This is a genomic window from Xanthobacter lutulentifluminis, assembly GCF_043194675.2.
Classification (GTDB): domain Bacteria; phylum Pseudomonadota; class Alphaproteobacteria; order Rhizobiales; family Xanthobacteraceae; genus Xanthobacter.
Map to the genome: position 1 here is coordinate 3,024,437 of NZ_CM195525.1, position 26,305 is coordinate 3,050,741.

Sequence of the window (26,305 nt, forward strand, 5' to 3'; positions counted from 1 at the left end):
TGTCACGGCCTTGTGCATGCGGGGGGCTTTGCGCGCGGGCCGGGAGCGGTTACCCGCTTTGGGCATGAACCGCATGCAGATGTTTCGTGACCGCTGCGTCGCCCGCGTCGTGCCGGGCCTCGCCGGCGCACTGTTCCTGTGGGCCGTGCCCGCCGCCGCGGAGCCGCTGGTGAAGGTGCCCGGCGCCGAGGTGGAGCTGCTGGCCGGCGCCGTCGCCGCAAACGAGGTGGACGCGGGCATCGAGGTGCGTCTCTCGCCCGGCTGGAAGACCTACTGGCGCTATCCCGGCGACAGCGGCGTGCCGCCTTCGGTCTCCTTCGCGGGCTCCACCAACGTCGCCGGCGTGGAGATGGAATGGCCGGCGCCGCGCCGCTTTCCCGACGGCGGCGGCGGCTATGCCATCGGCTACAAGGGCGCCGTGCTGTTTCCCCTGAAGGTGCGCCTCGCCGAGTCCGGAAAGCCCGCCCGGCTCAGCCTCGCCTTCGATTTCGCGGTGTGCGAGGCGCTGTGCATGCCGGCCCGCGCCGATCTCGCGCTCGACCTGCCCGCCGCCGACGGGCCCGATGCCGCCCGCATCGTCACCGCGCGGGCGCTGGTCCCCGCCCCGCAGCCGCCGGGCGCGGCCGAGACGCCGGGGGTGCGCGCGGTGAGCCTTGATACGTCCGCGACGCCGCCTCGCCTTGTCATCGAGGCGCGCGCCATGAGCCCGAAGGCGGACCTGTTCGCCGAGGGGCCGGACGCGCGCTGGGCGCTGCCTTTGCCGCAGAAGACGGCGCTGCCGGACGGCATGGCGCGCTTCGTGGTGCCGCTGGACGGCGTGCCGGCGGGGGTGGACCCCACGGGCGCCGTGATCACCCTCACGCTGGTGGACGGCCCGAAGGCGGTGGCGACGCAGGTGACGGTGCCGGCGCGCTGAGCAGGCGCTGTTCGCCGCGCGAAAACCGCCTATTGTCGGCGCCGGCCGGCAACGGCCCAGACAGCGGAGAAAGCGATGCCCATTTCGGTTGGCGACAAACTGCCCAACGCCACCTTTCGCGTGACCACCGAGGACGGCCCGGTGCCGAAGACCACGGATGAGGTCTTCGCCGGCAAGAAGGTGGTGCTTTTCGCCGTTCCCGGCGCCTTCACCCCCACCTGCCACCGCAACCACCTGCCGGGCTATGTCCACGAGGCGGATGCCATCAAGGCCAAGGGCGTGGACGCCATCGCGGTGGTGTCGGTGAACGATCCGTTCGTCATGGGCGCGTGGGAGAAGGCCTCCGGCGCCGACGGCAAGATCGTGTTCCTGTCCGATCCGGACGCGTCCTTCGCCAAGGCGCTGGACCTGACCATCGACGCTTCCGCCGCCGGCCTCGGCGTGCGCTCCAAGCGCTATTCCATGGTCGTCGAGGACGGCGTGGTCAAAAGCCTCAACATCGAGGAGACGCCCGGCACGGCCGAGGTGTCCGGCGCCAAGGCGATGCTGTCGCAGCTGTGATGCCCGTGGGGGCCTGACGCCTTTCCGGCCCTGGCCCCCAGCCATGCCGATGCGTCGCACCGCGTCCCGCCGCGCCACCCTTGCGGCGGGCGCGAATGGGCCGTCCCGACCGTGTCCGGGATGGGGCCTCAGGCGATGATGTCGGGAAACAGCTGGTCCTCGACCTGGCTGATGCGGTCCTTCAGCTGCAGCTTGCGCTTCTTCAGCCGCTGGATCTGCAGCACGTCCGACCCTGAAACCGCGGTCAGCGCGTCGATGGCGCTGTCGAGATCCCGGTGTTCCTGCTTCAGGCGCTCCAGGAGCAGCCTCAGATCGCGTTCGTCGTCGCTCGTCATGCCCACTTCCGTCACCGGCGGCGTCACCCGCCCGTGCGGCCCGGCGGCGCAAGGCGCGCGCGCCGGCCGAAGCCCGCATCCGCACCGTGGGTCGCGCGCCGCCCGCCGCCCCCGCATTCCCGATGACTATGGCACGGGCTTGCCGCGCTGCAAGATAGGACGTTGCCGGAGACGCAAGAAAGGCGGTCGACTCTTAGCCGGGCCCATGACAGGATGATGAAGTGTTGCAGACAGGGAGTGGCTCAGAATGTCCATCCAGTCGCACCTTCAGGAGCTGAAGCGGCGCCATGCAGCCATCGAGCAGGAGCTCAGCCGAGAGCTCTCCAGTCCCGCTTCGGATCCTTTGCGTGTAGCCGAGCTGAAGCGCAAGAAGCTGGTTCTCAAGGACCAGATGTCCCGGTTCGACGGATCCACCACAGTCCACTGACATTGCGAGACCACCCGAGCGGGCGCTCCTGCGTCCGGCGCGGGCGGTCGTGTCCCTGACGGGAAACGCGCGGCGGGTGCCGTGCCGGCCATGTCCCCTTTGCGTTCCGGCGCGGGGGGCTTTAATCCGGCGGCATGGCTCCTCCCCTCGTTCTCCTCCAGGACATCCATCTGCGCTACGGCGCGACGCCACTGCTCGACGGCGCGGAGCTTTCCGTGTCCGCCGGGGAGCGCGTGTGCCTTGTCGGGCGCAATGGCTCCGGCAAGTCCACGCTGCTGAAGGTCGCGGCCGGACTGGTCGCGCCGGATTCCGGAACGCGCTTCTTCCAGCCGGGCGCCACCGTGCGCTACCTGCCGCAGGAGCCGGATTTCGCCGGCCACGCCACGACCCTCTCCTATGTGGAGGCGGGGCTCGGGCCGGGAGATGACGCCTATCGCGCCCAGTATCTTCTCGAAGAGCTGGGCCTGACGGGTCACGAGGACCCGTCCACCCTGTCCGGCGGCGAAGCCCGCCGGGCGGCGCTCGCGCGCGTGATCGCGCCGGAGCCGGACGTCCTCCTCCTGGACGAGCCGACCAACCATCTGGACCTGCCCGCCATCGAATGGCTGGAAAAGGAGCTGCGCGGGCTGAAGTCCGCCATCGTCCTCATCAGCCACGACCGGCGCTTCCTCGAAACCCTCTCGCGCGCCACCGTCTGGCTCGATCGCGGGCAGACGCGCCGGCTGGAGCAGGGCTTTTCCGGCTTCGAGGCCTGGCGCGATGGCGTGCTGGAGCAGGAGGAGACCGAGCGTCACAAGCTCGACCGCAAGATCGTCGCCGAGCTGGACTGGCTGCGCTACGGCGTCACCGCAAGGCGCAAGCGCAACGTGCGCCGCCTCGGACTGCTGCATTCCATGCGCAAGGATCGCCGGGAGGAGCGCCGCGCCCAGGGCAACGTGAAGATCACGGTGACCGAGGCCGAGACCTCCGGCAAGCTGGTGATCGAGGCGAAGCACATCGCCAAGGCCTATGACGACCGCGTCGTGGTGCGCGATTTCTCCACCCGCATCCTGCGCGGCGACCGCATCGGCATCATCGGTCCCAACGGCGCCGGCAAGACCACGCTGATCAAGCTGCTCACCGGCGAGCTCGCTCCCGACGCCGGCAGCGTGAAGCTCGGCACCAACCTCGAGATCGGCAGCCTCGACCAGAAGCGCGCCGCGCTCGATCCCGGCACCACGCTGAAGGACGCCATGACCGGCGGCGGCTCCGATACCGTGATGGTGGGAGGCCAGCCCAAGCATGTGATCGGCTATCTCAAGGACTTCCTGTTCACCCCCGACCAGGCCAACGCCCCTCTCTCCGTGCTGTCGGGCGGCGAGCGGGGGCGGCTGATGCTGGCCCGCGCGCTGGCGCTGCCCTCCAACATGCTGGTGCTGGACGAGCCCACCAACGACCTCGATCTCGAAACCCTCGACCTCTTGCAGGAGATGGTGGCCGACTATCCCGGCACGGTGATTCTGGTCAGCCATGACCGCGACTTCCTCGACCGCACCGTGTCGAGCGTGATCGTGGCGGAGGGCGACGGCGTGTTCCGCGAATATGCCGGCGGCTATTCCGACATGGTCACCCAGCGCGGCCGTGGCGTGGAGGCGCGCGACAAGGGCGCGCCGGCGCAGAAGGGCAGGGACGGGAAGGCCGCGGAGAACGAGACCGCGGAGCCGGATGGCGGCAAGAGCGCCACGGCATCGAAGCGGCGGCTGTCGTTCCACGAGCAGCACGCGCTCAAGAGCCTGCCCAAGACCATCGAGGGCCTGCGCGCGAAGGTGGAGAAGCTCGCCGCAGGGATCGCCGATCCGACCCTCTACACCCGCGATCCCGCCGCCTTCCAGAAGGCGTCGACCGCCATTGCCGAGGCGCAGGGCGCCCTGGACGCGGCGGAAGAGGAATGGCTCCGGCTGGAGATCCTGCGCGAGGAGCTGGAGGGCTGATGAGCGTCCGCGACGCGGGCCCTGCCGGCTTGCGATCAGGCGCGGGGCCTGATGCCCCTCGCCTCGCGCGCCTGCTTCAGGCTCCCTTGCGGCCCACCAGCACCACGGTCTCGAAGTCGATCACCGGGTCGCCATGCTGGTTGGTGCCCGAGGCATAGCCCTTCACCACGCCCCACTGGGGCTTGGTCTTGCTGGCGGACTTCTCCCGCACCTCGGTGGCGTAGGTGATGGTGTCGCCGGCATAGACCGGCTTCAGCCAGCGCAGGTTGCTGAAGCCGGGCGAGGGGCCGATGCGCACGGTGGTGCCGGTCTTGGCCATCTGGGCCTCGGCCTCGCGCTTGTTGAAGGCGACGAGGAAGTGCATCCACATGGAGGCGGTGTGCCAGCCGGAGGCCACCAGCGCGCCGAACGGGCTGCGGCGGGCGGCCTCGGGGTCCACGTGGAACGGCTGCGGGTCGTACAGCCGCGCGAAGGCGATGATCTCCGCCTCGGTGAAGGTGTGGTGGCCCAGCACCTGGCTGGCCCCCACTTCCAGTTCCTCGAAATATTTCATGCGAGGCGCGCTCCCGGATTGCGGCGGCCGATCATGATGACGCAGACCTGATCGAGCGCGACGCTCTTGTCCGGCTTCAGCAGCTCGAAGCGGAAGGTGACGAGCCCCATGTCCGGCTTGCTCTTGGAGGTGCGGCTCTCCATCACCGTGCGCCGCAGGGTGAGCACGTCGCCGGGGTAGACCGGCGCCAGCCACTTGTTCTCGGTGATGCCGGGCGAGCCGAGGCCGTCGGTGCGCAGCAGGAAGCCGTCGCAGATCAGCCGCATCAGGATCGCGCAGGTGTGCCAGCCGGAGGCCGCGAGGCCGCCCAGCAGCGAGGCCTTGCCCGCCGCCTCGTCGAGATGCATGGGCTGGGGATCGAACTGCGACGCGAAGGAGATCACTTCCTCCCGCGTCACCTTGTGCGAGCCGAACGTCTTCACCTCACCGATGATGAAATCTTCGAAGAAGATGTCGGGCAAGGCGGGCCTCCCTGTCGTTGAGGTGCGATGGAAGGCGAGGATGACGCAAACGTCAAGCCGGGCCGGACGGCTCTCCCGCACCTTGAGGCCGGTCGCGGTCCGGGATGTCGGGCGCCAGGTGCCTGAGTTCGAACCGGATCACCTGCGTCCCATCCTCCCGCCGGGCGCTGGCGGCGCGGTGGTAGACGCTCCAGCCCGGCCGGCTGCCGCTGGCGCGGGCGTCGAGGATCTCGTCGAAGAAGATCACGGTGTCGCCTGCCCGCACCGGGGCGAGCCATTTCAGGTCGGTCATGCCGAAGCCCACGCCCACCGGCGCGATCACCGCCGCATGGTCGCGCGGCAGGTCGCCCGTGCCCTCGGCGAAGGCGCGCACGAACAGGCCCATCCAGGCGCAGGCGGTGTGCCAGCCCGAGGCGACCAGCCCGCCGAAATGGGTCGCCTGCCCGGCGGCCTCGTCGAGATGGAAGGGCTGGGGATCATACAGCGCGGCGAAGCGCCGGATTTCCTCCGGGGTGAAGGTGATCCGGCCGATCTCGCGTGCGCCGCCTTCCGCCATGGCGGGCCTCAGTTGGCGAATCGGAAGTGCAGCACGTCGCCGTCGGCGACCACGTAGTCCTTGCCTTCCAGCCGGAAGCGGCCGCCCTCGCGGGCTCCGGCCTCGCCGCGGAACTTCACATAGTCGTCATAGGCCACCGTCTCGGCGCGGATGAAGCCCTTCTCGAAATCGGTGTGGATCACCCCGGCGGCGGCGGGCGCCTTGGTGCCGGCGGTGATGGTCCAGGCGCGGGCCTCCTTCGGGCCCACGGTGAAGTAGGTGAGGAGATGGAGCAGGTCGTAGCCGGCGCGGATGACGCGGTTGAGGCCCGGCTCGTCGAGGTCGATGGCCTCCAGATATTCCGTCTGCTCCTCGGGCGGCAGCACGGCGATCTCGCTCTCGATCTTGGCGGAGACGACGACCGCCTTGGCGCCTTCCTCGGCGGCGCGCCTGAACACTTCCGCCGAGAGGGAGTTGCCCTCCTTGGCGGAGCCTTCCTCCACGTTGCACACATAGAGCACGGGCTTCGCCGAGAGCAGGCCCAGCTGGTTGAACAGCTTGCGCTCCTCGCTCTTCACCTCGGCGAGGCGGGCGGGCTTGCCCTCGCGCAGCAGGACGAGGGCGCGCATGACGAGGTCGAGGGTCTCCTTGGCCTCCTTGTCGGTGCCGCCCTTGGCCTTCTTCTCCAGCGCCGTCACGCGCTTTTCCAGGCTCTCGAGGTCGGCGAGCATCAGCTCGGTCTCGATGGTCTCGATGTCGTTGACCGGGGCGATCTTGCCTTCCACGTGGGTCACGTCGCCGTCCTCGAAGCAGCGCACCACATGGGCGATGGCGTCGCACTCGCGGATGTTGGCGAGGAACTGGTTGCCGAGCCCCTCGCCCTTGGAGGCGCCGCGGACCAGGCCGGCGATGTCCACGAAGGTGAGGCGGGTGGGGATGATCTGGCCCGAGCCGGCGATCTCGGCCAGCGTGTCGAGGCGCGGGTCCGGCACCGCCACGTCACCCACATTGGGCTCGATGGTGCAGAACGGGTAGTTCGCCGCCTGCGCCGCCGCGGTCTGGGTGAGCGCGTTGAAGAGGGTGGACTTGCCCACGTTGGGAAGCCCGACGATGCCGCATTTGAAGCCCATGGAACGCTCAGGTGTTTCACCCGCCGGCCGGGACGGCGGGTGGGTGGAGGAAAAGGGGGAGGTCGCAGGAAGACCGCTCGGCCCCTCGCATATCCCCTGACGGGAGGACTGCGCAACCCGCGCGGACGCGGCGGTCGCGCCTTCGGGGCCTCAGCCCTTCTCGCCGACGCGCTTCTGCTCGCCGAAGCCCTGGGCGTCGAGGAAGAGGTGGGCGCGGTTCTGGAATTCCTCGGGGCGGCCCTGGGCGATCAGCTCGGCATAATCGGCGCAGGCGTCGCACACGGCATCCACCCAGCCCTTCTCGGACTTGGCGAAATCGTTGAGCACGTAGGCGTGCACCAGCGCCTTGTCGCCGGGATGGCCGATGCCGAGGCGGACCCGCCAGTAATCGTTGCCGCACTGGGCGGTGATGGACCTGAGCCCGTTGTGGCCGGCATTGCCGCCGCCCTTCTTCAGGCGGATCTTGGCGGGGGGCAGGTCGAGCTCGTCATGGAAGACGAACACATGGTCGAGCGGGATCTTGTAGAAGCGCTGCGCCTCGGCGACGGCGCGCCCGCTCTCGTTCATGTAGGTCTCGGGGAAGAGGGCGATCACCTTCTGGCCGGCGATCTCGCCTTCAGCCGCCATGGACTGGAACCTGCGGCGCAGCGGGCCGAGGCGGTGGCGGCGACAGATGGCGTCGAGCGCCATGAAGCCGACGTTGTGGCGGTTGCCGGCGTATTTCGGGCCGGGATTGCCGAGCCCTGCGAACAGGAACATGTGGCGTTATCTCCGGCCCGAAACCGATGCGTGTCAGGAAGCGCGGGGCGCGAAGGCTCAGGCCTTCGGCTCCTCCGCGGCGGCCTCGGCCGGCTCCTCGGCGCCCACCGGGGCGACGATGGTGGCCAGCGTGTCATCGCCATGGCCGGCCCAGGTCACGCCCGCGGGCAGCTGGATGGCGGAGAGGTGGAAGCTGTCACCGTAGCCGGCGCCGGTCAGGTCGACCTCGACCGCCTCGGGGATGGACTCGGCCGGGCACTCCAGCTCGACGGAGTGGGCCACCACGTTCAGGGTGCCGCCGGCCTTGAGCGCCGGGGAGGCCTCCTGCTTCACGAAGTGCACCGGCACCTCGACGGTCACGGTGGCGCCCTTGGAGACGCGCAGGAAGTCCACGTGGAGGGGGAAATCCTTCACCGGGTCCAGCTGGTAGTCGCGCGGGATCACCCGGTGCTTCTGGCCGTCCACGTCGATCTCGAACAGCGTGGTGAGAAAGTGGCCGGCGTAGATGATCTTGTTGATCTCGATGAAGTTCAGGGAGATCGTAACGGGCTCCTGCTTCTCGCCGTAGATCACGGCGGGCACGCGCCCGGCGCGGCGCTCGGCACGGGCGGCCCCCTTGCCGGCCCGCGGGCGCGCCACAGCCTTCAGTTCCTTGATGGCAGTCATGGCACTCGTCCTGAGTTAGAGATGGAGGGGCGTGGCCGCCGGGAAGCGGACATGCGCCTTCGCGCGCCAGCACGCCTCCAGGGGGGCGCATGCCGCGAGCGAAGGCGCGCTTATAGCGGCGACACGCCGCCAGCGCAACAATGGCGGGCGTTTCAGCCCGATGGGAGGCGGATCATGAGGGTGCGGGCCGCAGGGATGGCGGGATGGATGGGGCGGGTTTGCGCCGTCGCGGTGGTGGCGCTTGCCGCCGGCGCGGCCTCGGCCCAGCCGGCGACGGGGCCGGCCGGCAGCGAGGCGGCTACGCCTGCCGCCGCCAACGCGAAGATCGCCGTGTGGGACATCCCCGACGTGGACCTCCTGCCCGACGATGCCCACGGGCGGCTGGTGCGCTTCGGCCGCTCCATCCTGGAAGCGACGGCGCGCCATATCGGCCCCGATGCGCCGGACCCGGCCATGCGGTTCGCCGGCAACAATCTCGCCTGCGCCAGCTGTCACCTCGATGCCGGGCAAAAAAAGTTCGGCCTGCCGCTGGTGGCCGCGGCGGCCGACTACCCGGCCTATTCCGCGCGCACCGGCGAGATGGCAAGCCTCGAGGACCGCCTCGACAACTGCATGATGCGCTCCATGAACGGGCGCCCCATGCCGCGGGATGCCGCGCCCATGCAGGCGCTGGTGGCCTATCTGCGCGTGCTCTCCTCCGCCCTGCCGAAGGATGCGCGCATCGAGGGTGCCGGGGCGGGCGCCATGCCCGAGCTCGACCGGGCCGCAGATCCGCAGCGCGGCGCCCGCGTCTATGCGCAGAACTGCGTCTTCTGCCATCGCTCGGGCGGGGAGGGCCTGCGCCGCAATCCGGTGGATGCGAGCTTCGGCTACGGGGTGCCGCCCCTGTGGGGGCCGGACAGCTTCAACGACGGCGCCGGCATGAACCGTCTCATCACCATCGCCAATTTCGTGCACGACAACATGCCCAACGGCACCGACTGGCAGATGCCCGTGCTGTCGGCCGAGGATGCCTGGGACGTGGCGGCCTATGTGGTGAGCCAGCCCCGCCCGTCGCGGGCCGGCTTCGCCGCCGACTTCCCGAACCTTCTCGACAAGCCGGTGGACACGCCCTACGGCCCCTTTGCGGATGGCTTTCCCGCCAGCCAGCACAAGTATGGCCCGTTCGCCCCCATTCGCGCGGAGCTCGCCCGGCTGAAGGAGACGAAGGGCCGCGTGCCCAATCCGGACGCCAGATAGCGGCCCCGGAGCGCGATCCGGCCGGCGCGTGCGCTAGCGCGGCGTCGCGCTCTGGCAGGCGCCGGGGCGGCCCTGGCCGAACCAGTTGCCGCACTTGTCGCAGCCCGAAAGGCCGAGGGCGAGCACCGCGACGGCGGCAAGACGGATAACGGCGCGCATGGCTTCTCCTCTTCCACCCACGGACTTACGGCGAACCGGCGTGGAAGGAAAGCGCCGGTTCACCGCGCGGGTCAGTAGACGATGACGTGCCGCACCACCTCGCCCCGGTCGAGGCGGTCGAAGCCCTCGTTGATTCCCTCGAGCGGCCCGGTGGAGGAGAGCAGCCGGTTCACCGGCAGCTTGCCGCGCTGGTAGAGCGCCATGAAGCGCGGGATGTCGCGCGGCGGCACGCAGCTGCCCATGTAGCTGCCCTTGATGGTGCGCTCCTCGGCCACGAGATGCACCGGCGGCAGGGACACGCGCGCGTTCGGATTGGCGAGGCCGCCGGTGGTGGTGGTGCCGCCGCGCCGGGTGATCTTGTAGGCGAGCTCGAACGCGGGCGCGGAGCCGGCCATCTCCACGGCATGGTCCACGCCGCCGCGGGTGGCTTCCTTCACCGCGTCCACCACGTCGGCGTCGCTGGCGAGGAAGGTGTCGGTGGCGCCGAGCGAGCGGGCGAGATCGAGCTTGGCCGGGGACAGGTCGAGGGCGACGATCTGGTCGGCGCCGGCGGCGACCGCTCCCATCACCGCCGAGAGGCCGACGCCGCCGAGGCCAACCACCGCCACGCTCTGGCCCGGTCGGACGCCGCAGGTGTTCACCACCGTGCCGACACCGGTCATCACCGCGCAGCCGAACAAGGCGGCGTCGATGAGCGACATCTCCTTGTCGATCTTGATGATGGAGCGGCGCGAGACCACCGCATATTCGCCGAAGCCGGAGATGCCGCACAGGTGGTAGGCGTCGGTGCCGTCGTCGCAGCGCAGCCGCCGCCCGCCGCCGAGCAGCGTGCCGGCGCCGTTGGCCGCCTGGCCGGGACCGCACAGCTGGGCCCGGCCCTCCATGCAGGAGGGGCAGGTGCCGCAGGTGGGCACGAAGCTCATCACCACATGGTCGCCGGGGGCGAGATCGGTGACGCCCGCGCCCGTCTCCACCACCACGCCCGAGGCTTCGTGACCCAGCACCATGGGGGTCTGGCGCGGCCGGTCGCCGTTGATGACCGAGAGGTCGGAATGGCACAGGCCCGCCGCCGCCACCTTGATGAGCACCTCGCCGGCCTCGGGCGGGGCGAGCTCCATCGTCTCGATCGAGAGCGGGCGCGTCTGCGCATAGGGCTTGTCGATGGGGGACGTGCGGAGCACGGCGGCGCGGATACGCATCTTCTTCCTCCCGATGTTTGCGCAGCTATCGGGCAGGCGGGCGCGCAGCGTCAAGCGTGACGATGGGGAGGAGCAGGGCGGCTCAGGCGGCCTCGGCGGCGAGGCCCGAGAGCAGCAGGTCGGCGGTCTGGCCGGCGAGCAGGGCGACGTTCGCGTCCTCGGTGATCATGGCGGCGACGATGGCGCCGTCGATGAGCACACCGAGCTGGTGGGCGGTGCCGTCCGGATCGCGGGCGCCGGCCTCTGCCGCGAGCCGGGCGATGGTCTCCAGCACCACTTTCTTATGGGCGAGGGCGATCTGGCGCAGCCGGTCGTCGCGCTTGTCATGCTCGGCCACCGCATTGATGAAGGGGCAGCCGAAGAAATGGGCGTCGCCGAACCATTCCCGCAGCACCGGGAAGATGCGGCGCAGCCGGGTGAGCGGCGTCGCCTCGCCCTTGAGCAGCTCGCCGAGGAACCAGTCGCGCCACTGCGCGCCCTCGCGCTCCAGCACCGCCTCCACCAGCCGCTCCTTGGAGCCGAAGGTCTTGTAGAGGGTCGCCTTGGCGGTGGCGGCCTCGGCGACCACCGCATCCACGCCCACAGCATTGATGCCATGCTGACAGAACAGGCGGGTCGCGGCGGATAGGATGCGCTCGCGCGCCTTCGGCTCCGCCTCGGCCGGGACGGCGGGGGACGGAAGAGGGGCCGAGGGGCCGGGGCGGGATGCGGGCCGTGCCCGCATGGTCTTCGCCTGCTGCATCGCTTCTCACCATCTGCCGCAAATGTGGGCATCAAGACAGACCTGTCTGTTAAATACAGGCAGGAATCATGCCGCGCAATCCTGCCTTTGGAAGCGGGAGAATCGTTCCATCTCATGGGGCAACGCACCTTCGCGCCCGCAGCAGTGCGGCGGACGGGCATCTGGCACGGCGCGTGCATAAGACAGACCGGTCTGTCTATCTGGACCCAAGGAGATCCCGATGTCCGCGCCCCAAACCGCTCTGACCGGCTGCCTGATGCCCGAGGCGACCACGGGCTGCCTCGCCCCCATCGACAAGGATGGCCTCGAGAAGCTCATCGCCGCCGGCAAGGCGGACCCCAAGGTCATCAAGACCCTCAAGTGCAAGACCGTGGCCGAGGGCCGGTTCCGGCACGCCAACTACATCCGCAACCTCGCCCCCTACATCGTGGACGAGCCCCCGGGCCTGCTCGGCGACGACACCGCCCCGAACCCCTCCGAGGCCTCGCTCGCCGCGCTCGGCTCCTGCCTCGCCGTCGGCCTGCATGCCAATGCGGTGCATCGCGGCTGGACCGTGCGCAAGCTGGAGCTGCAGCTGGAAGGCGACCTGAACATCACCGCCGTCTGGGGCACCGGCGACGTCAGCGAGAAGCCGGTCGGCTTCACCGACGTGCGCGTGAAGGTGGAGATGGAGTGCGACGGCGTGCCGAAGGAGGAGATCGACGCCCTCATCGCCCACGTCACCAAGTGGTCGCCGGTGGCCAACACCTTCGTGCGTCCCGTCAATCTCGAGGTCGCGCTGGGCTGAGCCCGCGCCTTCGGCGCGCCCGGCCGGTCCGGGCGTGCCGCCGCTCCCGCGCGCCGGGGGTACCCCCTGCCGCCGCCCGCCCCGCCACAGGACCAGAGGACCGCAATGCCCGTGACCGCCCTGTCCCCGCACGATCCGTCCGTCTCCGAAACCGATGCCGGAAGCGTCCTGGCGCAGATCGGCAAGATCGCGGTAACCGACCTCTCCGCCTGGGCCCGCGCCATCGACGAGGGCACCTATCCGGCGACGCTGCTGCACCGCTTCGCCGATGCCGGCGCCTTCCGCCTGCACCTGCCGGGCGGTCCCGGCCTCGGCGCGGCGATCGAGGGCATGTCGCGCATCTCCGAGGTGTGCACCGCCACCGCCTTCATGGCCTGGTGCCAGAACACGCTGGTCTGGTACCTCATCAGTTCCGACAACGCCGCCGCCAAGGCGAAGTACCTCGCCGCCGCCGCTACCGGCCACGTGCTGGGCGGCACCGCGCTGTCCAATCCCATGAAGTCCTTCTTCGGCATCGAGACGCTGAAGCTGAAGGGCACGCGGGTGGAGGGCGGCTACCGGGTCAAGGGCATCCTGCCGTGGGTGTCGAACCTCGGCCCGGACCATTTCTTCGGCGCCATCTTCGCGCTGGAGGGCCGCGAGGGCGAGCCGGTCATGGCGCTCATCGACTGCGCCGATCCGGCCGTGACCCTGAAGCCCTGCGAGCCGTTCCTCGGCATGGACGGCACCGGCACCTACGCGGTGCAGGTCCGCGACCTGTTCGTGCCCGACGAGATGGTGCTGGCGCACGAGGCCATGCCGTTCGTGAAGAAGATGCGCGCCGGCTTCATCCTGCTGCAGGCGGGCATGGCGGTGGGGCTGATGCGCGACGCCATCGCCATGATGCGCGAGGTGGAAGGCCCGCTCGGCCACGTCAACCGCTACCTTGAGACCCAGCCGGACGCGATGGCGGAGACCCTCGCCGGCATCGAGGCCGAGGTGAACGCCCTCGCCGCCACCCCGGACGACGCCAGCCCCGAATACTGGCGCCGGGTCGTCGCCGCCCGCCTCGTCGCCGGGGAGAAGAGCGTCGAGGCGGCGCACAACGCCATGCTCCACTGCGGCGCGCGGGGCTACGTGCGCGCCCACCGCTGCCAGCGCCGCCTGCGCGAGGCCTATTTCGTCGCCATCGTCACGCCGGCCACCAAGCAGCTCAAGCTGATGCTGGACCAGATGGGGGCCTGAGCGCCGTCCTCACGGTTTCGCACCGGATTTCAAAACATGAGGGGCGCAAAGCCCCCGGTACCTTCCGAAGACGTGTCCTCCTGTCCCGCGAGAGGGGATCTCCATGAGCGCAATCCTGATTTCGCCGTCCGATCTGTCCACCCTGATCCTGTCGGAGCCGACCGTCGTCATCGACACGCGCGACCCCGCGCGCTACGCCGCCGGCCACGTGCCGGGCGCCGTGAACCTGCACGAGATCTTCACCTTCCTCGCCACCTCCACCCCCGAGGGCTACGCCGAGCTGCGCGGCAAGTTCGCCGAGGCGTTCGGCAAGGCCGGCCTCTCCGGCAAGGAGACGGCGGTGATCTACGAGCAGTCCATGAACACCGGCTTCGGCCAGTCCTGCCGGGGCTATTTCCTGCTCACCTTCCTCGGCTACCCGAAGATCAAGGTGCTGCACGGCGGCTTCTCGGCCTGGCAGGCGGCGGGGATGCCCGTTTCCACCGACGTGCCCACCCCCGTGCCCGCCACCTTCCCGGTGGACGAGGGAGCCGGCGAGGTCATCATCGACGCCGCCGCCATGCTGGCTGCGGTGGAGGACCCGGCCGTCGCCAAGCTCGACGTGCGCGACGTGGACGAGTGGATCGGCGAGAGCTCCTCGCCCTACGGCAAGGATTTCTGCCCCCGCAAGGGCCGCATCCCCGGCGCCCGCTGGATCGAGTGGTACCGCATGATGAAGCCGACCGCCGAGGGGCCGCGCTTCAAGTCGGTGCCGGAGATCCTGGCGGAATGCGCCACGGTCGGCATCTCGGCCGAGACCCCGGTCTACCTCTACTGCTTCAAGGGGGCGCGGGCCTCCAACACCTTCCTCGCGCTGAAAGAGGCGGGGGTGAAGGACGTGAAGATGTATTTTGGCTCCTGGAACGAGTGGTCGCGCGACCCGGCCCTGCCCATCGAGGAGGGACATCCGGCCGTGGCCCTCGCCTGACCTGCGAGAGGAGCCGGAGCCGTGCCCGAGATCACCTGCTATTTCAGCCCGCAATCGGGCTATGCCTATCTGGGGCACGCGCGCCTGCGCGCCATCGCCAAGGCCCACGGCGCCGTCATCCTGTGGCGGCCCGTGGACATCCTGAAGGTCTTCGCCGCGGGCGGCTCCACCGCCCCGGCGAAGCAGTCGCCCCAGCGCAACGTCTATCGCAAGAAGGACATCGTGCGCTGGGCTGAGCTCGCCGGCATCCCCATCAACACCGAGCCGAAGTTCTGGCCCACCGACACCCTGCCGGCCTGCCGCCTGATCGCGGCGGCGCAGATGGAAGGCATCGACCCCGCCGACCTCATCGGCGCCTGCCTCGCCGCCGTCTGGGCGCGGGACATCCAGATTTCCGATCAGGCCAACCTCGTCCGCCTCGCCGGCGAGGTGGGGCTCGACGGCGCCTATCTCGCCGAGCTGTCGCAGAGCGTGGAGGCGAGCGAGCTGATCGCCCGCTACACGCAGGAGGCCATCGACGCCGGCGTGTTCGGCTCGCCGACCTATCTCGTGGATGGCGAGATGTATTTCGGCCAGGACCGGCTGGATTTCGTGGCCGCGGCCCTCTCCTGCTCCGGGGAGGCGGCACAATGAGCGGCCCGGTCGTCATCATCGGCGCCGGGCAGGCCGCCGCCCAGGCCGCCGCTTCCCTGCGCGCGGAAGGCTTCGCCGGCGACATCGTGCTCCTTGGCGACGAGCCTTACCTGCCGTACCAGCGCCCGCCGCTTTCCAAGGCCTATCTCGGCGACGAGATGACCGAGGACCGGCTGGAGCTGAAGGCGCCTAAGTTCTATGCGGACCAGTCGGTGGAGGTGCGCCCTTCCACCCGCGTCGCCCGCATCCTGCCCGCCGAGAAGGCGGTGGAGCTCGACGACGGGTCGCGGCTTTCCTACGGCGCGCTGCTGGTCGCCACCGGCACCCGCGCCCGCGCCCTGCCGGTGCCGGGGGCGCAGTTGCCCGGCGTCTTCTCCATCCGCTCCATCGACGACGTGAAGCACTTCCGTGCCGCCGCCCGGCCGGGGGCACGGCTGGTCATCATCGGCGGCGGCTATATCGGCCTCGAGGTGGCGGCCAAGGCGAAGAAGCTGGGCCTCGACGTGACCGTGGTGGAGGGCCAGCCGCGCCTGCTCGCCCGGGTGGCGTGCGACACCATCTCCCGCTTCGCCCGCGACCTGCACGAGGGCCATGGCGTCAGCGTCCTCACCGGCATGGGCGTTGCCGCCATCACCGGCACGGACCGGGTGACCGGGGTGGAGCTGGCGGACGGGCGGGTGCTGCCGGCGGACCTCGTCCTCTCCGCCGTGGGCGCGGTGCCCAATGCGGAGCTGGCGTCGGACGCCGGGATCGCCCTGGAGAACGGCATCCGCGTGGACGCCGCCACCCGCACCAGCCTGCCCGACATTTATGCCGCCGGCGATGTGGCGTCCTTCCCCAGCCGCCTCTACGGCCGGCGCGTGCGCCTTGAATCCGTGCAGAATGCCATCGATCAGGCCAAGGCTGCCGCAAAAGCGATCATGGGCGGCGTAGTTGCATACGATCCGGTGCCCTGGTTCTGGTCCGATCAGCATGATGTGAAGCTGCAGATCGCCGGCCTCCTCGACGGGCACGACCGTTCCGAGGTGGAGGGCGACATCGCCGCCGGACGCTTCTGCGTGCGCTATTTCGCGGGTGGACGGCTGGTCGCCGTGTGCTCCGTCAACGATCCCAAAAGCCACATGCTCGCCCGCCGGGCCCTGGCCGAGCCGCCGCCTGTGCCGGTGCCCGGCTAGGCGTGGCACGGGCATTGCCCTTCCACTGCGTCACCCACCCTCCGGAGAGTTGCCGATGTCGATGTTCTCGAACCCGTTCTCCACCAAGGCGAAGCTCGGCGGCTGCCAGTGCGGGCAGCATGCCTCGCCGGAGGCCCATGCGGCGGCGGAGCGGGCGGCCACCCTCTCGGACGAGGCGCGCTACAAGGAGGTGGTCGCCTCCGGGCTCATGCGGGCGCTGTTTCCGCAGGATCTCCAGCGCCGCGCCTTCCTGAAGGCGGTGGGCGCGTCCACGGCGGCGGCGGCGGTCGCCACCTTCTTCCCGCTCGATGCCGCCACCGAGGCCTTCGCCCAGACCGGCAAGCCGGAGAAGACCGACCTGAAGGTGGGCTTCATCCCCATCACCTGCGCCACCCCCATCATCATGGCGCACCCCATGGGCTTCTATTCCCGGCACGGCCTGAACGTGGAGGTGGTGAAGACCGCCGGCTGGGCGGTGATCCGCGACAAGACCATCAACAAGGAATACGACGCCGCCCACATGCTGGCGCCCATGCCGCTCGCCATCAGCCAGGGGCTGGGCTCCAACCCGATCCCGTTCGCGGCCGCGGCCATCGAGAACATCAACGGCCAGTCCTTCACGCTCGGCATCAAGCACAAGGACAAGATGGACGTGAAGTCCTGGAAGGGGCTGAAGTTCGCCATCCCCTACGACTTCTCCATGCACAACTACCTGCTGCGCTACCTGCTGGCGGAGAACGGCATCGACCCCGACACCGACGTGCAGCTGCGCGTGGTGCCGCCGCCGGAGATGGTGGCCAACCTGAGGGCCGAGAACATCGACGGCTTCCTCGCCCCGGACAACATCGCCCAGCGCGCGGTGTTCGACGGCGTGGGCTTCATCCATTCCCTGTCCAAGACCATGTGGGACGGACACCCCTGCTGCTCGTTCGCGGCCAGCAAGGAGTTCATCGCCACCATGCCGAACACCTACGCGGCGTTGCTGCGGGCCATCGTGGATGCCACCGGCTATGCGTCCAAGGCGGAGAACCGCAAGGCCATCGCCGAGGCCATCGCCCCGGCGGCCTATCTCAACGCCCCGCCGGTGGTGCTGGAGCAGGTGCTGGTGGGCAAGTTCGCGGACGGCCTCGGCAACATCAAGGACGATCCCAAGCGCATCGACTTCGATCCCTTCCCCTGGCACTCGTTCGCCGTGTGGATGCTCACCCAGATGAAGCGGTGGGGCCAGATCAAGGGCGAGGTGGACTATTCCAAGATCGCCGCAGAGGTCTTCCTCGCCACCGATGCGGCCAAGGTGATGAAGGAGATGGGCCTGACCCCGCCCGCCACCACCTCCAAGTCGTTCTCGGTGATGGGCAAGCTGTTCGATCCGTCGAAGCCGGCGGAATACGTGAGCTCCTTCGCCATCAAGCGGAGCTGACGCCATGAAGAGCCTCGGCGTGCGCGCCGGCCTCCTCTCGGTGCTGCTGTTCGTCGCCTTCTGCCTGGCCTGGCAGGTCGCCGTCACCCCGAGCGCGAGCTCGGGGCCGGCGCTCGATCCGGAATATGCCAAGCTGATGGGCATCTCCACGGCCGGAGCGAAGTCCGCCATGCCGGGGCCGCTCGATGTGGCGCAAAAGCTCTGGGACAACCTGAAGCGCCCGTTCTACGACAACGGCCCCAACGACAAGGGCCTCGGCCTGCAGCTGCTCTATTCCATCGGCCGGGTGCTGCTGGGCTACGGGCTGGCGGTGCTGGTGGCGGTGCCGGTGGGCTTCCTCATCGGCATGTCGCCGCTGGCCTACCGCGCGCTCGACCCCTTCATCCAGGTGCTGAAGCCCATCTCGCCGCTCGCCTGGATGCCGCTCGCGCTCTACACCATCAAGGATTCCTCCCTCTCGGCCATCTTCGTCATCTTCATCTGCTCGGTGTGGCCGATGCTGATCAACACCGCCTTCGGGGTGGGGGCGGTGCGCAAGGAATGGCTGAACGTGGCGCGCACGCTGGAGGTGGGCCCGTGGCGGCGCGCCTTCACGGTGATCCTGCCGGCGGCGGCGCCCACCATCCTCACCGGCATGCGCATCTCCATCGGCATCGCCTGGCTCGTCATCGTGGCGGCGGAGATGCTCGTGGGCGGCACCGGCATCGGCTACTTCGTCTGGAACGAGTGGAACAACCTCTCCATCGCCAACGTGATCGTCGGCATCCTGCTCATCGGCGTGGTGGGCATGATGCTGGACCTCATCCTCGCGCGCCTGCAGAAGCGCGTGACCTTCCCGGAGTGAGCGCCATGGCCACCGCAACACCGGCGGGCGCGGACCGCTTCATCTCCATCGAGGCCATCGCCCGGCGCTACCCCGCGCCGGGGGGCGAGGCGACCACCATCTTCGAGAATCTGTGGCTGCAGGTGCCGCGCGGGGAGTTCGTCTGCATCATCGGCCATTCCGGCTGCGGCAAGACGAGCGTGCTCAACATCCTCGCCGGGCTGGAGGCCCCCTCCGAGGGGGTGGTGGTGGTGGACGGGCAGGCCATCGAGGGGCCGAGCCTCGACCGCGCCGTGATCTTCCAGGGCCATGCCCTGCTGCCGTGGAAGAGCGTGCTGGGCAATGTGGCCTATGCCGTCTCCTCGCGCTGGCGCAAGGCGCCCCGCGCCGAGGTGGAGGCGCGCGCCCGCCGCTTCATCGATCTGGTGGGCCTCAAGGGCAGCGAGCTGAAGCGCCCCGCGGAGCTCTCCGGCGGCATGCGCCAGAGGGTGGGCATCGCCCGCGCGCTTTCCATCGAGCCGAAGATCCTTTTGATGGACGAGCCGTTCTCGGCGCTGGACGCCCTCACCCGCGGCACGCTGCAGGACGAGGTGCGGCGCATCTGCAAGTCCACCGGCCAGACCGTGGTGATGATCACCCACGACGTGGACGAGGCCATCTACCTCGCCGACCGCATCGTGCTGATGACCAACGGCCCGGAGGCCATGATCGCCGAGGTGGTGGAGAACCCGCTGCCGACCGAGCGCGCCCGCGACAGCATCCACCGTGAAGCGGACTATTACACCGTCCGCAACCATCTGGTGGATTTCCTCGTCACCCGCAGCCGCACCTTTCGCGATGCGATCCCGCCCGGCTTCGACACCCGCCATCCGCCGCTGGTGCACCTCGGCGCGGCGGCGCCGCCTGCGCGGTCCATCCCCTTTCCCGCCCTCGCCGCGGCGCGAGACTGAAGCATTTTCGAGCGAGGTGGATGCCGGTTCGGGTGAAGACAATGCGTCAACTCAAAACGTCCCGGTGGCCTTCAGACCAGACAAGAGTGGAGAGCAAAAGACCATGAAGCGCGAGCAACTCACCGAGAAGATCCTCGACATCAAGCGCGAGAAGGGCTGGACCTGGAAGTACATCTGCGAGGAGATCGGCGGCATGTCGCCGTTCCTCGTGGTGGGGGCGCTGCTGGGCCAGATGAAGCTGGTGAAGCCGCTGGCGAAGAAGGCGGCGGAGCTGTTCGGCCTCTCCGAGGTGGAGGAGCGCATGCTCAACGAGGTGCCCATGCGCGGCGCCGGCACGCCCATGCCGCCCACCGACCCGCTCATCTACCGCTTCTACGAGCTGGTGATGGTGAACGGCCCGGCGTGGAAGGCCCTGATCGAGGAGGAATTCGGCGACGGCATCATGTCCGCCATCGACTTCAACATGGAGATGGTGCGCGAGCCCAACCCCAAGGGCGACCGCGTGCAGATCACCATGTCCGGCAAGTTCCTGCCCTACAAGTATTACGGCAACGAGCAGGGCATCCCCGACTACGGCTTCAAGGAAAGCTGAGACCGGATGGCGCATCGCCGGCGCTCAGCCGGCGGTGCCGGGGGCGTGGCCTTCCGGGCCCGGCCGGGCGGCGTCCAGGGCGTGGGCGGCGCGTGGGCGGGGGGCCGATCCTTGTCCGCGAGCCTTGCGTCGTCCACCCGCAGGCAATGAGCCAGCACCGCCATGGCGCCGGTGCCCCCCAAAACAAAAGCCCCGCCGAAAGGCGGGGCTTTGTCGTTTCCGGTTTCGGTTGAGCCCCGACTCCGGCGGGGATCAGTCGTTGAACAGGGCCGGCTGCTCGGGCGCGGGGGCGTCGCCGCCCGCCGCAGCCTGCTCGCCGGCGCCCTCCTCGGCACCCGCGCGGGTGCGGAAGCGGCGGCGGCGGCCACGCCGGGCCTCGGTGCCCTCCGCCGCTTCGGCGGCCTCGGGGGCTTCCGCCACGGGGGCGGATACAGGAGCGACGGTCTCGACCGGGGCGGGCTCGGCGCGGGGCTCGGCCCGCTCCTTCACCGGCGCGCCGGTGATGAAGGACGGAAGGCCGATGTCCTGCTCCTCGCGGGTCTCGCGCGGGGCGCGGGCGGGACGGGCTTCACCCTCTTCGCTGCTGCGGGCGGGACGCGCGGCGCGGGGCACGAAGCCTTCGCCCTGCTCGTCGCGATTGCGGCGGCGGAACTCGCGCGGCTCACGCGCCTCGCGGGGTTCACGCCCCTCACGGGGCTCACGCGCTTCCCGCGGCTCCCGGCTCTCGCGCGGCTCGCGCGCTTCCCGGGGCTCGCGATCCTCACGCGGGGCACGCGCCTCGCGCGGCTGGTAGCCCTCGCCGCTGTCCTCGTCGCGGTTGCGGCGGAAATTGCCCTGCCGTCCCTCGCGCTGGCCGCGATCCTCGCGGGCCTCGCGCGGCTGGTAGGGCTGCTCGCCGCGGGGGAAGGGCTGGGGCGCATCGAGGCCGGACACGTCGTCCATGTCCTCGTCGTCCTCGTCGTCCCGGCCGAAGCCGGGCGGCGGCGCGAACTGCCCCTGCAGGGAGGCGATGAGGCGCAGGTAATGCTCGGCGTGCTGGAGGTAGTTCTCCGCCGCCACCGGGTCGCCGGAGGCCTGGGCGTCGCGGGCGAGCTGCTGGTACTTCTCGGCGATGTGGTGGGCCGTGCCACGCACCTTCACGTCCGGCCCGTTCGATTCATAGACCCGCGTCAGAGGGTTCGAGCTGCGCCGGTTGTTGCGGCCGCGCATGCGCTTCTGCTGACCATTTCTCATGTGGATCGTTCTCTACCCGCCCGGCGTTCACGCCGCCGTCTGCGTCCGGTCGCATCGCGCCGGTCAAACATGGTCTGCGCCGGGCGCTCGGCTCCGGCGGCGCGCCGTCGGCGCGCGGTCCCCGCTTCGCAGGAGGTGACGCCAGATCCGCGACCGCCGCCTGCGCCGGCAGCCGCGCTGGTTCGAAAGCTTGATAGCCTGCTAGGTCCTGATCCGTCCGATCATCGAGCCCCGCTCCGTGCCCCCCAGCACGGCCATCGTCGCACGAGACGCTGCCGGGCGATCGAGCCCGCGCGCGTTCAACACCGTGAAACGATCCAACCGCAGGATGCCGGCACGGGCGCCACCGGAGCGCGCCTCACGCCACCGCATCCAGAGCGACCGAAACATCCGCTTGAGATTTCGGAAGCCGACGTCGCACCCCTCGGGCCGGCGCCTCGGTTCGATTCCTGCGGGAGACACTAGCCATTTCGCCGCGAGGTTCCAAGCGTTTTTTGCGCAACGCGAGGCGCGGGGCGGCCGGGATCAGGCGCGGCGGGCGACGAGGGCGCGCGGTATTCCACCAAGGTCGCAGCGCGCGGCGCCGTCGAGGCGCAGCCCGGTGGCGTGCACGAGCGCCGCCACGGCGGGCTCCTGCCCGGCGCCCAGCTCCAGCACCGCGACGCCGCCCGGCGCCAGCAGCCGGGGCAGATCGGCGATGATGGCGCGATAGGCATCAAGGCCATCCTCCCCGGCTTCCAGAGCGAGACGGGGATCGTGGCGGCGCACCTCCACCGGCAGCGCGGCCATTTCGGCGCGCGTGATGTAGGGCGGGTTGGAGACCACCAGGTCGAATTCCTCCGCCAGCGCCGTCCCCCAGTCGCCCGCCACCACCAGCGCCCGCGCGCCGAGGCCATTGCGGGCGAAATTGTCCCGCGCGGTGCGTGCCGCCTCCTCCGAGCGGTCCACCGCGACGCCGGTGGCGTGCGGGCGTTCCGCCAGCAGGGCGGCGAGGATGGCGCCGGTGCCGGTGCCGAGATCGAGGATGCGCAGGGGCGCAGCCCGGTCCGGACAGGCGGAAAGGGCCGCCTCCACCAGCGTTTCCGTATCCGGCCGCGGCACCAGCGTGTCGGGCGAGAGGAGAAAGTCGAGGCTCCAGAACTCGCGCCGGCCGCGGATGCGGGCCACCGGCTCGCCCGCCGCCCGCCGCGCGGCGAAGGCGCGGGCGGTTGCGGCGGCATCCTCCCCGACCGGAGCGTCGGCGCGCAGCAGCAGCTCGCCGGGGGCGCAGTCCAGCGCCTCGGCGAGCAGCAGCCGGGCGTCGCGGTCGGCATCCTCGATGGCCGCTGCCGCGAGGGTCTCCACCAGCTCCCGGCGCAGGGCCGAGACGGTCAGCGCGCCGGACATGGGGCGACGGACGGGGCAGGGCGCGCCGGCATGGCTCACGCCTCCTCGGCCGCGGCCAGCAGGGCGGCCTGATGCTCGGTCAAAAGCGGGTCGATGATCTCGTCCAGCGCGGTGCCGGCGATCACCTCGTCCAGCTTGTAGAGGGTGAGGTTGATGCGATGCTCGGTGACGCGCCCCTGCGGGAAATTGTAGGTGCGGATGCGCTCGGAGCGGTCGCCGGAGCCCACCTGGCCCTTGCGCTCGGCGGCGCGGCCCGCCTCCTTCTTCTGCCGCTCCTCGTCCAGCAGCCGGGCGCGCAGCAGCGCCATGGCGCGGGCCTTGTTGCGGTGCTGGGAGCGCTCGTCCTGCACCGCCACCACCGTGTTGGTGGGCAGATGGGTGATGCGCACCGCCGATTCGGTCTTGTTCACGTGCTGGCCGCCGGCGCCCTGGGCGCGGAACACGTCGATGCGCAGGTCCGCCTCGTTGATGTCGATGTCCACGTCCTCCGCCTCCGGCAGCACGGCGACGGTGGCGGCCGAGGTGTGGATGCGCCCGCTCGCCTCGGTGGCGGGTACGCGCTGGACGCGGTGGACGCCGCTCTCGAACTTCAGCCGGGCATAGGCGCCCTTGCCGTGGACGGCGGCGATGATCTCCTTGTAGCCGCCCATGGTGCCCTCGCTCTCGGAGAGCACCTCCACGCTCCAGCCCTTCTCGGCGGCGTAGCGGCCGTACATGCGGAACAGGTCGCCGGCGAACAGGGCCGCCTCGTCGCCGCCGGTGCCGGCGCGCACCTCCAGGATGACGCCGCGCTCGTCCATGGCGTCGCGGGGCAGGAGCGCGAGGCGCACCGCCACTGCCAGCTCGGCGATGCGCGCGTCCAGCCGCTCCACCTCCGCCTCGGCGAGGGCCTTCATCTCCGGGTCGGACTGGCTGTCGGCGAGCAGCTCGCGGGCGCCGTCGAGGTCGCGCTCGGCGGTGCGCAGGGCGCGCACCTGCTCCACCACCGGCGAAAGCTCGGAAAACTCGCGCCCGAGGCGCACGTATTCCTCGCCGTCCGCCCCGGCGGCGAGGGCGGCCTCGATCTCGGCATGGCGCGCGACCAGCTGGTTGAGCCTGGCGGTGGGCAGGGATGTCATCTAGAGCGGCAGGCCGCAGCCGCGGGCGAAGGCGTTGAGGGCGGCGCGCGGATTGGCAAGGCCCGAGCGGTCGTCCAGCAGCGGCAGCACCACCTTGCGGGCGGCGGCCACGTCCAGCTCCAGCAGCATGGCCTTCACCGGGCCGATGGCGGCCGGCGACACCGACAGGGAGCGGAAGCCGAGCGCGGCGAGCGCCACCGCCTCCAGCGGCCGGGAGGCCAGCTCCCCGCACAGGGTCACCGGCTTGCCGTGGCGCAGGCCGGCCTCCGCCACCATGCGGAAGGCCCGCAGGGTGGGCGCGGACAGGGGATCGAACCGGTCGGCGACGCGCATGTTGGCGCGGTCGGCCGCATAGAGGAACTGCACGAGATCGTTCGAGCCCACCGACAGGAAGTCGGCGCGCGACAGGATCTCGTCCAGCTGGAACAGCAGGGAGGGCACCTCCACCATGGCGCCCACATGCACCCGCTCGGGCAGGGCATGGCCATGCTTGCGCAGGTGCGTCAGCTCCCGCTCCACCATCGCGCGGGCGGCGTCGAACTCGTCCACCGCCGCCACCATGGGGAACATGACGCGCAGCTCGCGGCCGGCGCCGGCGCGCAGCAGCGCCCGCACCTGGCTGCGCAGCAGGCCCGGCCGGTCGAGGCCGAGGCGGATGGCGCGCCAGCCGAGGGCGGGGTTCTCCTCCTCCACCGCGCGCATGTAGGGCAGCACCTTGTCGCCGCCGATGTCCAGCGTGCGGAAGGTAACGGGGCGCGCGCCGGCGGCGTCGAGCACCGCGCGGTACAGCTTGAGCTGCTCGGAGATGCGCGGGAAGGCCGACGCGATCATGAACTGCAGCTCGGTGCGGAACAGGCCGATGCCCGCCGCGCCGGTCTCGGCCACATGGGGCAGGTCCACCAGCAGGCCGGCGTTCAGGTTCAGGTCGATGTGCACCCCGTCCTTGGTGACGCAAGGGCGCGTGCGCAGGGCGGCATACTGGGCCTGGCGGCGGGCGCGGAAGCGCACCTTCTCCGCATAGGCCTCCTCCACGTCGGCAGGTGGGCGCAGGTGCACCTCGCCGGCCTGGCCGTCCACGATCACCGGGTCGCCGGGATCGGCGACGCCGGCGGCATTCTCCACCTGGCCCACCGCGGCGATGCCGAGCGCGCGGGCGACGATGGTGACATGGCTGGTGGTGCCGCCTTCTTCCAGCACGAGGCCGCGGATGCGCGCCCGGTCATAATCAAGCAGCGCCGCCGGGCTCATGTTGCGGGCGAACAGGATGGCGTTTTCCGGCAGCGCCTCGCGCTCGCCCTCGCGGCTGGTGCCGATGAGCTCGCGCAGCAGGCGGTTGGCGAGATCGTCGAGGTCGTGCAGGCGCTCGCGCAGGTAGGGGTCGGAGGCGCGCATCATGCGGGCGCGGGTATCCGACTGCACCCGCTCCACTGCGCCCTCGGCGGTGAGGCCGGACAGCACCGCCTCACGCATCTTGTGCATCCAGCCGCGATCGTGGGCGAACATGCGGTAGGCTTCGAGGATGTCGCGGTGCTCGCCGGCCTTGGCGAGGCCGTCGTCTTCCAGCATCAGGTCGATGGCGTGGCGCAGCTTGCCGATGGCGGCGTCGAGGCGGGCGGTCTCCTTCACCACGTCGTCAGCGATGACGTTGGTGACGTGGATGCGCGGCTCGTGCAGCACCACATGGCCAAGGCCCAGGCCGTCGGCGAGGGCGACGCCCTTCAGGTGCAGCGGCCGGCGCACCGCCGGCTCGGCGCCGGGCTTGGCGAGGGCGGTCAGCTCGCCCGAGGCGATCATCTCCGCCAGCACCATGGCGGTGGTCTGGAGCGCCTCGATCTCCTCCTCGGTGTAGGTGCGGCGGGCGCGGTTCTGCACCACCAGCACGCCCAGCGTGTTGCCGCCGCGCAGGATCGGCACGCCGAGGAAGGAGTTGTAGACCTCTTCGCCCGTCTCCGGGCGGTAGGAGAATTCCGGGTGGGCCTGGGCGTCGGACAAAGCGAGGGACTCGGCCTCGCGCGCCACGTGGCCGACGAGGCCCTCGTCGACGCTCATGACGGTGAGATGAACCGCGTCCCGGTTCAGACCCTCGGTGGCATACAGCTCAAGCGTCTGATCCACGCGCAGGACGTAGACCGAGCAGACCTCCGCAACCATGTTGGCGGCGATCAGCACCACGATCTTGTCGAGGCGATCCTGCGCGCTGACCGGCTCGGCCATCACCTCGCGGAGGCGGCGGAGCAGAACGCGCGGACCGCCGAGCGCGCCACGCATCGGCCGCATCCTCACATGTCGGCGGGTCTCAAGCCCGCGGGGATCTTCGTTGGGCGGCGCGCCCCCGCGAGCCCTGC

28 protein-coding genes are annotated in these 26,305 nt (G+C 70.3%); 14 read left to right on the forward strand and 14 right to left on the reverse strand.

Features of this window, described 5'->3' with window-relative positions; all coding sequences use genetic code 11:
- The first annotated feature begins 73 nt into the window (after positions 1-73).
- Both V5F49_RS13845 and V5F49_RS13850 read left to right on the forward strand, forming a co-directional pair.
- Positions 74-916 carry a protein-disulfide reductase DsbD domain-containing protein gene (locus V5F49_RS13845; protein WP_394117229.1) on the forward strand — a complete coding sequence of 281 codons (843 nt, stop codon included), beginning with the start codon at positions 74-76 and terminating at the stop codon, positions 914-916.
- 75 nt (positions 917-991) lie between these two features.
- Positions 992-1,477, forward strand: coding sequence for a peroxiredoxin (locus V5F49_RS13850; protein WP_394117228.1), 486 nt, complete (start codon positions 992-994; stop codon positions 1,475-1,477).
- 128 nt (positions 1,478-1,605) lie between these two features.
- Here the strand turns inward: V5F49_RS13850 and V5F49_RS13855 are convergent, their stop codons facing one another.
- A complete protein-coding gene (locus tag V5F49_RS13855) occupies positions 1,606-1,812 on the reverse strand; it encodes a YdcH family protein (RefSeq protein WP_394117227.1) in 207 nt (68 codons plus the stop codon).
- A gap of 247 nt (positions 1,813-2,059) precedes the next feature.
- Between V5F49_RS13855 and V5F49_RS13860 the strand changes: the two genes are divergently transcribed.
- Positions 2,060-2,239: a YdcH family protein gene (locus V5F49_RS13860; RefSeq protein ID WP_394117226.1), complete on the forward strand. Its 180-nt coding sequence runs from the start codon at positions 2,060-2,062 to the stop codon at positions 2,237-2,239.
- Positions 2,240-2,373: 134 nt separating this feature from the next.
- Complete coding sequence (locus tag V5F49_RS13865) at positions 2,374-4,209, forward strand: ABC-F family ATP-binding cassette domain-containing protein (RefSeq protein ID WP_394117225.1); 1,836 nt, start codon at positions 2,374-2,376, stop codon at positions 4,207-4,209.
- Between the two features lie 76 nt (positions 4,210-4,285).
- Here the strand turns inward: V5F49_RS13865 and V5F49_RS13870 are convergent, their stop codons facing one another.
- From V5F49_RS13870 to V5F49_RS13895, 6 genes are all read right to left on the reverse strand, one after another.
- A complete protein-coding gene (locus tag V5F49_RS13870) occupies positions 4,286-4,762 on the reverse strand; it encodes a MaoC family dehydratase (RefSeq protein WP_394117224.1) in 477 nt (158 codons plus the stop codon).
- A complete protein-coding gene (locus V5F49_RS13875) occupies positions 4,759-5,223 on the reverse strand; it encodes a MaoC family dehydratase (RefSeq protein ID WP_394117223.1) in 465 nt (154 codons plus the stop codon). Before V5F49_RS13875 ends, V5F49_RS13870 begins: the two co-directional genes overlap by 4 nt.
- 52 nt (positions 5,224-5,275) lie before the next feature.
- Complete coding sequence (locus V5F49_RS13880) at positions 5,276-5,779, reverse strand: MaoC/PaaZ C-terminal domain-containing protein (protein WP_394117222.1); 504 nt, start codon at positions 5,777-5,779, stop codon at positions 5,276-5,278.
- Between the two features lie 8 nt (positions 5,780-5,787).
- The gene (gene ychF / locus V5F49_RS13885; RefSeq protein ID WP_394117221.1) at positions 5,788-6,888 is read right to left on the reverse strand and encodes a redox-regulated ATPase YchF; all 1,101 of its coding nucleotides are present in this window, start codon (positions 6,886-6,888) and stop codon (positions 5,788-5,790) included.
- 150 nt (positions 6,889-7,038) lie between these two features.
- Entirely contained in the window at positions 7,039-7,647 is a 609-nt protein-coding gene (pth, locus tag V5F49_RS13890) for an aminoacyl-tRNA hydrolase (protein WP_394117220.1), read from the reverse strand.
- A gap of 57 nt (positions 7,648-7,704) precedes the next feature.
- Entirely contained in the window at positions 7,705-8,313 is a 609-nt protein-coding gene (locus V5F49_RS13895) for a 50S ribosomal protein L25/general stress protein Ctc (protein WP_394117219.1), read from the reverse strand.
- 174 nt (positions 8,314-8,487) lie between these two features.
- Here V5F49_RS13895 and V5F49_RS13900 point away from each other — a divergent pair, with 174 nt between their 5' ends.
- Positions 8,488-9,552, forward strand: a complete 1,065-nt coding sequence (locus V5F49_RS13900) for a c-type cytochrome (protein ID WP_394117218.1) — start codon at positions 8,488-8,490, stop codon at positions 9,550-9,552.
- 33 nt (positions 9,553-9,585) lie between these two features.
- Here V5F49_RS13900 and V5F49_RS13905 read toward each other — a convergent pair whose 3' ends face one another.
- The 3 genes from V5F49_RS13905 to V5F49_RS13915 form a co-directional block, all read right to left on the reverse strand.
- Positions 9,586-9,711, reverse strand: a complete 126-nt coding sequence (locus V5F49_RS13905; protein WP_394117217.1) for a hypothetical protein — start codon at positions 9,709-9,711, stop codon at positions 9,586-9,588.
- A 71-nt stretch (positions 9,712-9,782) separates the two neighbouring features.
- Positions 9,783-10,910 carry a zinc-dependent alcohol dehydrogenase family protein gene (locus V5F49_RS13910; RefSeq protein ID WP_394117216.1) on the reverse strand — a complete coding sequence of 376 codons (1,128 nt, stop codon included), beginning with the start codon at positions 10,908-10,910 and terminating at the stop codon, positions 9,783-9,785.
- A gap of 82 nt (positions 10,911-10,992) precedes the next feature.
- The gene (locus V5F49_RS13915; RefSeq protein WP_394117215.1) at positions 10,993-11,652 is read right to left on the reverse strand and encodes a TetR/AcrR family transcriptional regulator; all 660 of its coding nucleotides are present in this window, start codon (positions 11,650-11,652) and stop codon (positions 10,993-10,995) included.
- Positions 11,653-11,872: 220 nt separating this feature from the next.
- On the opposite strand from V5F49_RS13915, the gene V5F49_RS13920 reads away from it, so the two are divergent.
- The 9 genes from V5F49_RS13920 to cynS all read left to right on the forward strand — a co-directional run bounded on the left by V5F49_RS13920 (position 11,873) and on the right by cynS (position 20,223).
- Positions 11,873-12,439, forward strand: coding sequence for an OsmC family protein (locus V5F49_RS13920; RefSeq protein WP_394117214.1), 567 nt, complete (start codon positions 11,873-11,875; stop codon positions 12,437-12,439).
- A gap of 105 nt (positions 12,440-12,544) precedes the next feature.
- Positions 12,545-13,663 carry an acyl-CoA dehydrogenase family protein gene (locus tag V5F49_RS13925; protein WP_394117213.1) on the forward strand — a complete coding sequence of 373 codons (1,119 nt, stop codon included), beginning with the start codon at positions 12,545-12,547 and terminating at the stop codon, positions 13,661-13,663.
- Between the two features lie 103 nt (positions 13,664-13,766).
- Positions 13,767-14,630, forward strand: coding sequence for a sulfurtransferase (locus V5F49_RS13930; protein WP_394117212.1), 864 nt, complete (start codon positions 13,767-13,769; stop codon positions 14,628-14,630).
- Between the two features lie 21 nt (positions 14,631-14,651).
- Positions 14,652-15,263: a 2-hydroxychromene-2-carboxylate isomerase gene (locus tag V5F49_RS13935; protein ID WP_394117211.1), complete on the forward strand. Its 612-nt coding sequence runs from the start codon at positions 14,652-14,654 to the stop codon at positions 15,261-15,263.
- Positions 15,260-16,438: an NAD(P)/FAD-dependent oxidoreductase gene (locus tag V5F49_RS13940; protein WP_394117210.1), complete on the forward strand. Its 1,179-nt coding sequence runs from the start codon at positions 15,260-15,262 to the stop codon at positions 16,436-16,438. The genes V5F49_RS13935 and V5F49_RS13940 overlap by 4 nt, the downstream gene beginning before the upstream one ends.
- A gap of 55 nt (positions 16,439-16,493) precedes the next feature.
- Complete coding sequence (locus V5F49_RS13945; RefSeq protein ID WP_394117209.1) at positions 16,494-17,858, forward strand: CmpA/NrtA family ABC transporter substrate-binding protein; 1,365 nt, start codon at positions 16,494-16,496, stop codon at positions 17,856-17,858.
- A gap of 4 nt (positions 17,859-17,862) precedes the next feature.
- A complete protein-coding gene (ntrB, locus tag V5F49_RS13950; protein WP_394117208.1) occupies positions 17,863-18,702 on the forward strand; it encodes a nitrate ABC transporter permease in 840 nt (279 codons plus the stop codon).
- Between the two features lie 5 nt (positions 18,703-18,707).
- On the forward strand, positions 18,708-19,631 hold the full coding sequence (locus tag V5F49_RS13955; RefSeq protein WP_394117207.1) for an ABC transporter ATP-binding protein: 924 nt from the start codon (positions 18,708-18,710) through the stop codon (positions 19,629-19,631).
- 103 nt (positions 19,632-19,734) lie between these two features.
- Positions 19,735-20,223: a cyanase gene (gene cynS, locus V5F49_RS13960; RefSeq protein WP_138401318.1), complete on the forward strand. Its 489-nt coding sequence runs from the start codon at positions 19,735-19,737 to the stop codon at positions 20,221-20,223.
- Between the two features lie 252 nt (positions 20,224-20,475).
- Here cynS and V5F49_RS13965 read toward each other — a convergent pair whose 3' ends face one another.
- The 4 genes from V5F49_RS13965 to ptsP all read right to left on the reverse strand — a co-directional run bounded on the left by V5F49_RS13965 (position 20,476) and on the right by ptsP (position 26,228).
- Positions 20,476-21,456 carry a DUF4167 domain-containing protein gene (locus V5F49_RS13965; RefSeq protein ID WP_394117206.1) on the reverse strand — a complete coding sequence of 327 codons (981 nt, stop codon included), beginning with the start codon at positions 21,454-21,456 and terminating at the stop codon, positions 20,476-20,478.
- Between the two features lie 525 nt (positions 21,457-21,981).
- Positions 21,982-22,842, reverse strand: a complete 861-nt coding sequence (gene prmC / locus V5F49_RS13970; protein ID WP_394117380.1) for a peptide chain release factor N(5)-glutamine methyltransferase — start codon at positions 22,840-22,842, stop codon at positions 21,982-21,984.
- Between the two features lie 35 nt (positions 22,843-22,877).
- Positions 22,878-23,960, reverse strand: coding sequence for a peptide chain release factor 1 (gene prfA, locus V5F49_RS13975; protein ID WP_394117205.1), 1,083 nt, complete (start codon positions 23,958-23,960; stop codon positions 22,878-22,880).
- A complete protein-coding gene (gene ptsP, locus V5F49_RS13980) occupies positions 23,961-26,228 on the reverse strand; it encodes a phosphoenolpyruvate--protein phosphotransferase (protein ID WP_394117204.1) in 2,268 nt (755 codons plus the stop codon).
- Positions 26,229-26,305: the final 77 nt, after the last annotated feature.

Coding starts and splice junctions, on each gene's coding strand:
- V5F49_RS13940 (WP_394117210.1), top strand. CDS start 15,260: ATGAGCGGCCCGGTCGTCATCATCGGCGCCGGGCAGGCCGCCGCCCAG.
- pth (WP_394117220.1), bottom strand. CDS start 7,647: ATGTTCCTGTTCGCAGGGCTCGGCAATCCCGGCCCGAAATACGCCGGC.
- V5F49_RS13855 (WP_394117227.1), bottom strand. CDS start 1,812: ATGACGAGCGACGACGAACGCGATCTGAGGCTGCTCCTGGAGCGCCTG.
- V5F49_RS13905 (WP_394117217.1), bottom strand. CDS start 9,711: ATGCGCGCCGTTATCCGTCTTGCCGCCGTCGCGGTGCTCGCCCTCGGC.
- ntrB (WP_394117208.1), top strand. CDS start 17,863: ATGAAGAGCCTCGGCGTGCGCGCCGGCCTCCTCTCGGTGCTGCTGTTC.
- V5F49_RS13895 (WP_394117219.1), bottom strand. CDS start 8,313: ATGACTGCCATCAAGGAACTGAAGGCTGTGGCGCGCCCGCGGGCCGGC.
- V5F49_RS13910 (WP_394117216.1), bottom strand. CDS start 10,910: ATGCGTATCCGCGCCGCCGTGCTCCGCACGTCCCCCATCGACAAGCCC.
- V5F49_RS13920 (WP_394117214.1), top strand. CDS start 11,873: ATGTCCGCGCCCCAAACCGCTCTGACCGGCTGCCTGATGCCCGAGGCG.
- prmC (WP_394117380.1), bottom strand. CDS start 22,842: ATGTCCGGCGCGCTGACCGTCTCGGCCCTGCGCCGGGAGCTGGTGGAG.
- cynS (WP_138401318.1), top strand. CDS start 19,735: ATGAAGCGCGAGCAACTCACCGAGAAGATCCTCGACATCAAGCGCGAG.
- V5F49_RS13965 (WP_394117206.1), bottom strand. CDS start 21,456: ATGAGAAATGGTCAGCAGAAGCGCATGCGCGGCCGCAACAACCGGCGC.
- V5F49_RS13945 (WP_394117209.1), top strand. CDS start 16,494: ATGTCGATGTTCTCGAACCCGTTCTCCACCAAGGCGAAGCTCGGCGGC.
- prfA (WP_394117205.1), bottom strand. CDS start 23,960: ATGACATCCCTGCCCACCGCCAGGCTCAACCAGCTGGTCGCGCGCCAT.
- V5F49_RS13850 (WP_394117228.1), top strand. CDS start 992: ATGCCCATTTCGGTTGGCGACAAACTGCCCAACGCCACCTTTCGCGTG.
- V5F49_RS13930 (WP_394117212.1), top strand. CDS start 13,767: ATGAGCGCAATCCTGATTTCGCCGTCCGATCTGTCCACCCTGATCCTG.
- V5F49_RS13865 (WP_394117225.1), top strand. CDS start 2,374: ATGGCTCCTCCCCTCGTTCTCCTCCAGGACATCCATCTGCGCTACGGC.
- V5F49_RS13845 (WP_394117229.1), top strand. CDS start 74: ATGCAGATGTTTCGTGACCGCTGCGTCGCCCGCGTCGTGCCGGGCCTC.
- V5F49_RS13880 (WP_394117222.1), bottom strand. CDS start 5,779: ATGGCGGAAGGCGGCGCACGCGAGATCGGCCGGATCACCTTCACCCCG.
- ychF (WP_394117221.1), bottom strand. CDS start 6,888: ATGGGCTTCAAATGCGGCATCGTCGGGCTTCCCAACGTGGGCAAGTCC.
- V5F49_RS13925 (WP_394117213.1), top strand. CDS start 12,545: ATGCCCGTGACCGCCCTGTCCCCGCACGATCCGTCCGTCTCCGAAACC.
- V5F49_RS13955 (WP_394117207.1), top strand. CDS start 18,708: ATGGCCACCGCAACACCGGCGGGCGCGGACCGCTTCATCTCCATCGAG.
- V5F49_RS13900 (WP_394117218.1), top strand. CDS start 8,488: ATGAGGGTGCGGGCCGCAGGGATGGCGGGATGGATGGGGCGGGTTTGC.
- V5F49_RS13870 (WP_394117224.1), bottom strand. CDS start 4,762: ATGAAATATTTCGAGGAACTGGAAGTGGGGGCCAGCCAGGTGCTGGGC.
- V5F49_RS13860 (WP_394117226.1), top strand. CDS start 2,060: ATGTCCATCCAGTCGCACCTTCAGGAGCTGAAGCGGCGCCATGCAGCC.
- V5F49_RS13915 (WP_394117215.1), bottom strand. CDS start 11,652: ATGCAGCAGGCGAAGACCATGCGGGCACGGCCCGCATCCCGCCCCGGC.
- ptsP (WP_394117204.1), bottom strand. CDS start 26,228: ATGCGTGGCGCGCTCGGCGGTCCGCGCGTTCTGCTCCGCCGCCTCCGC.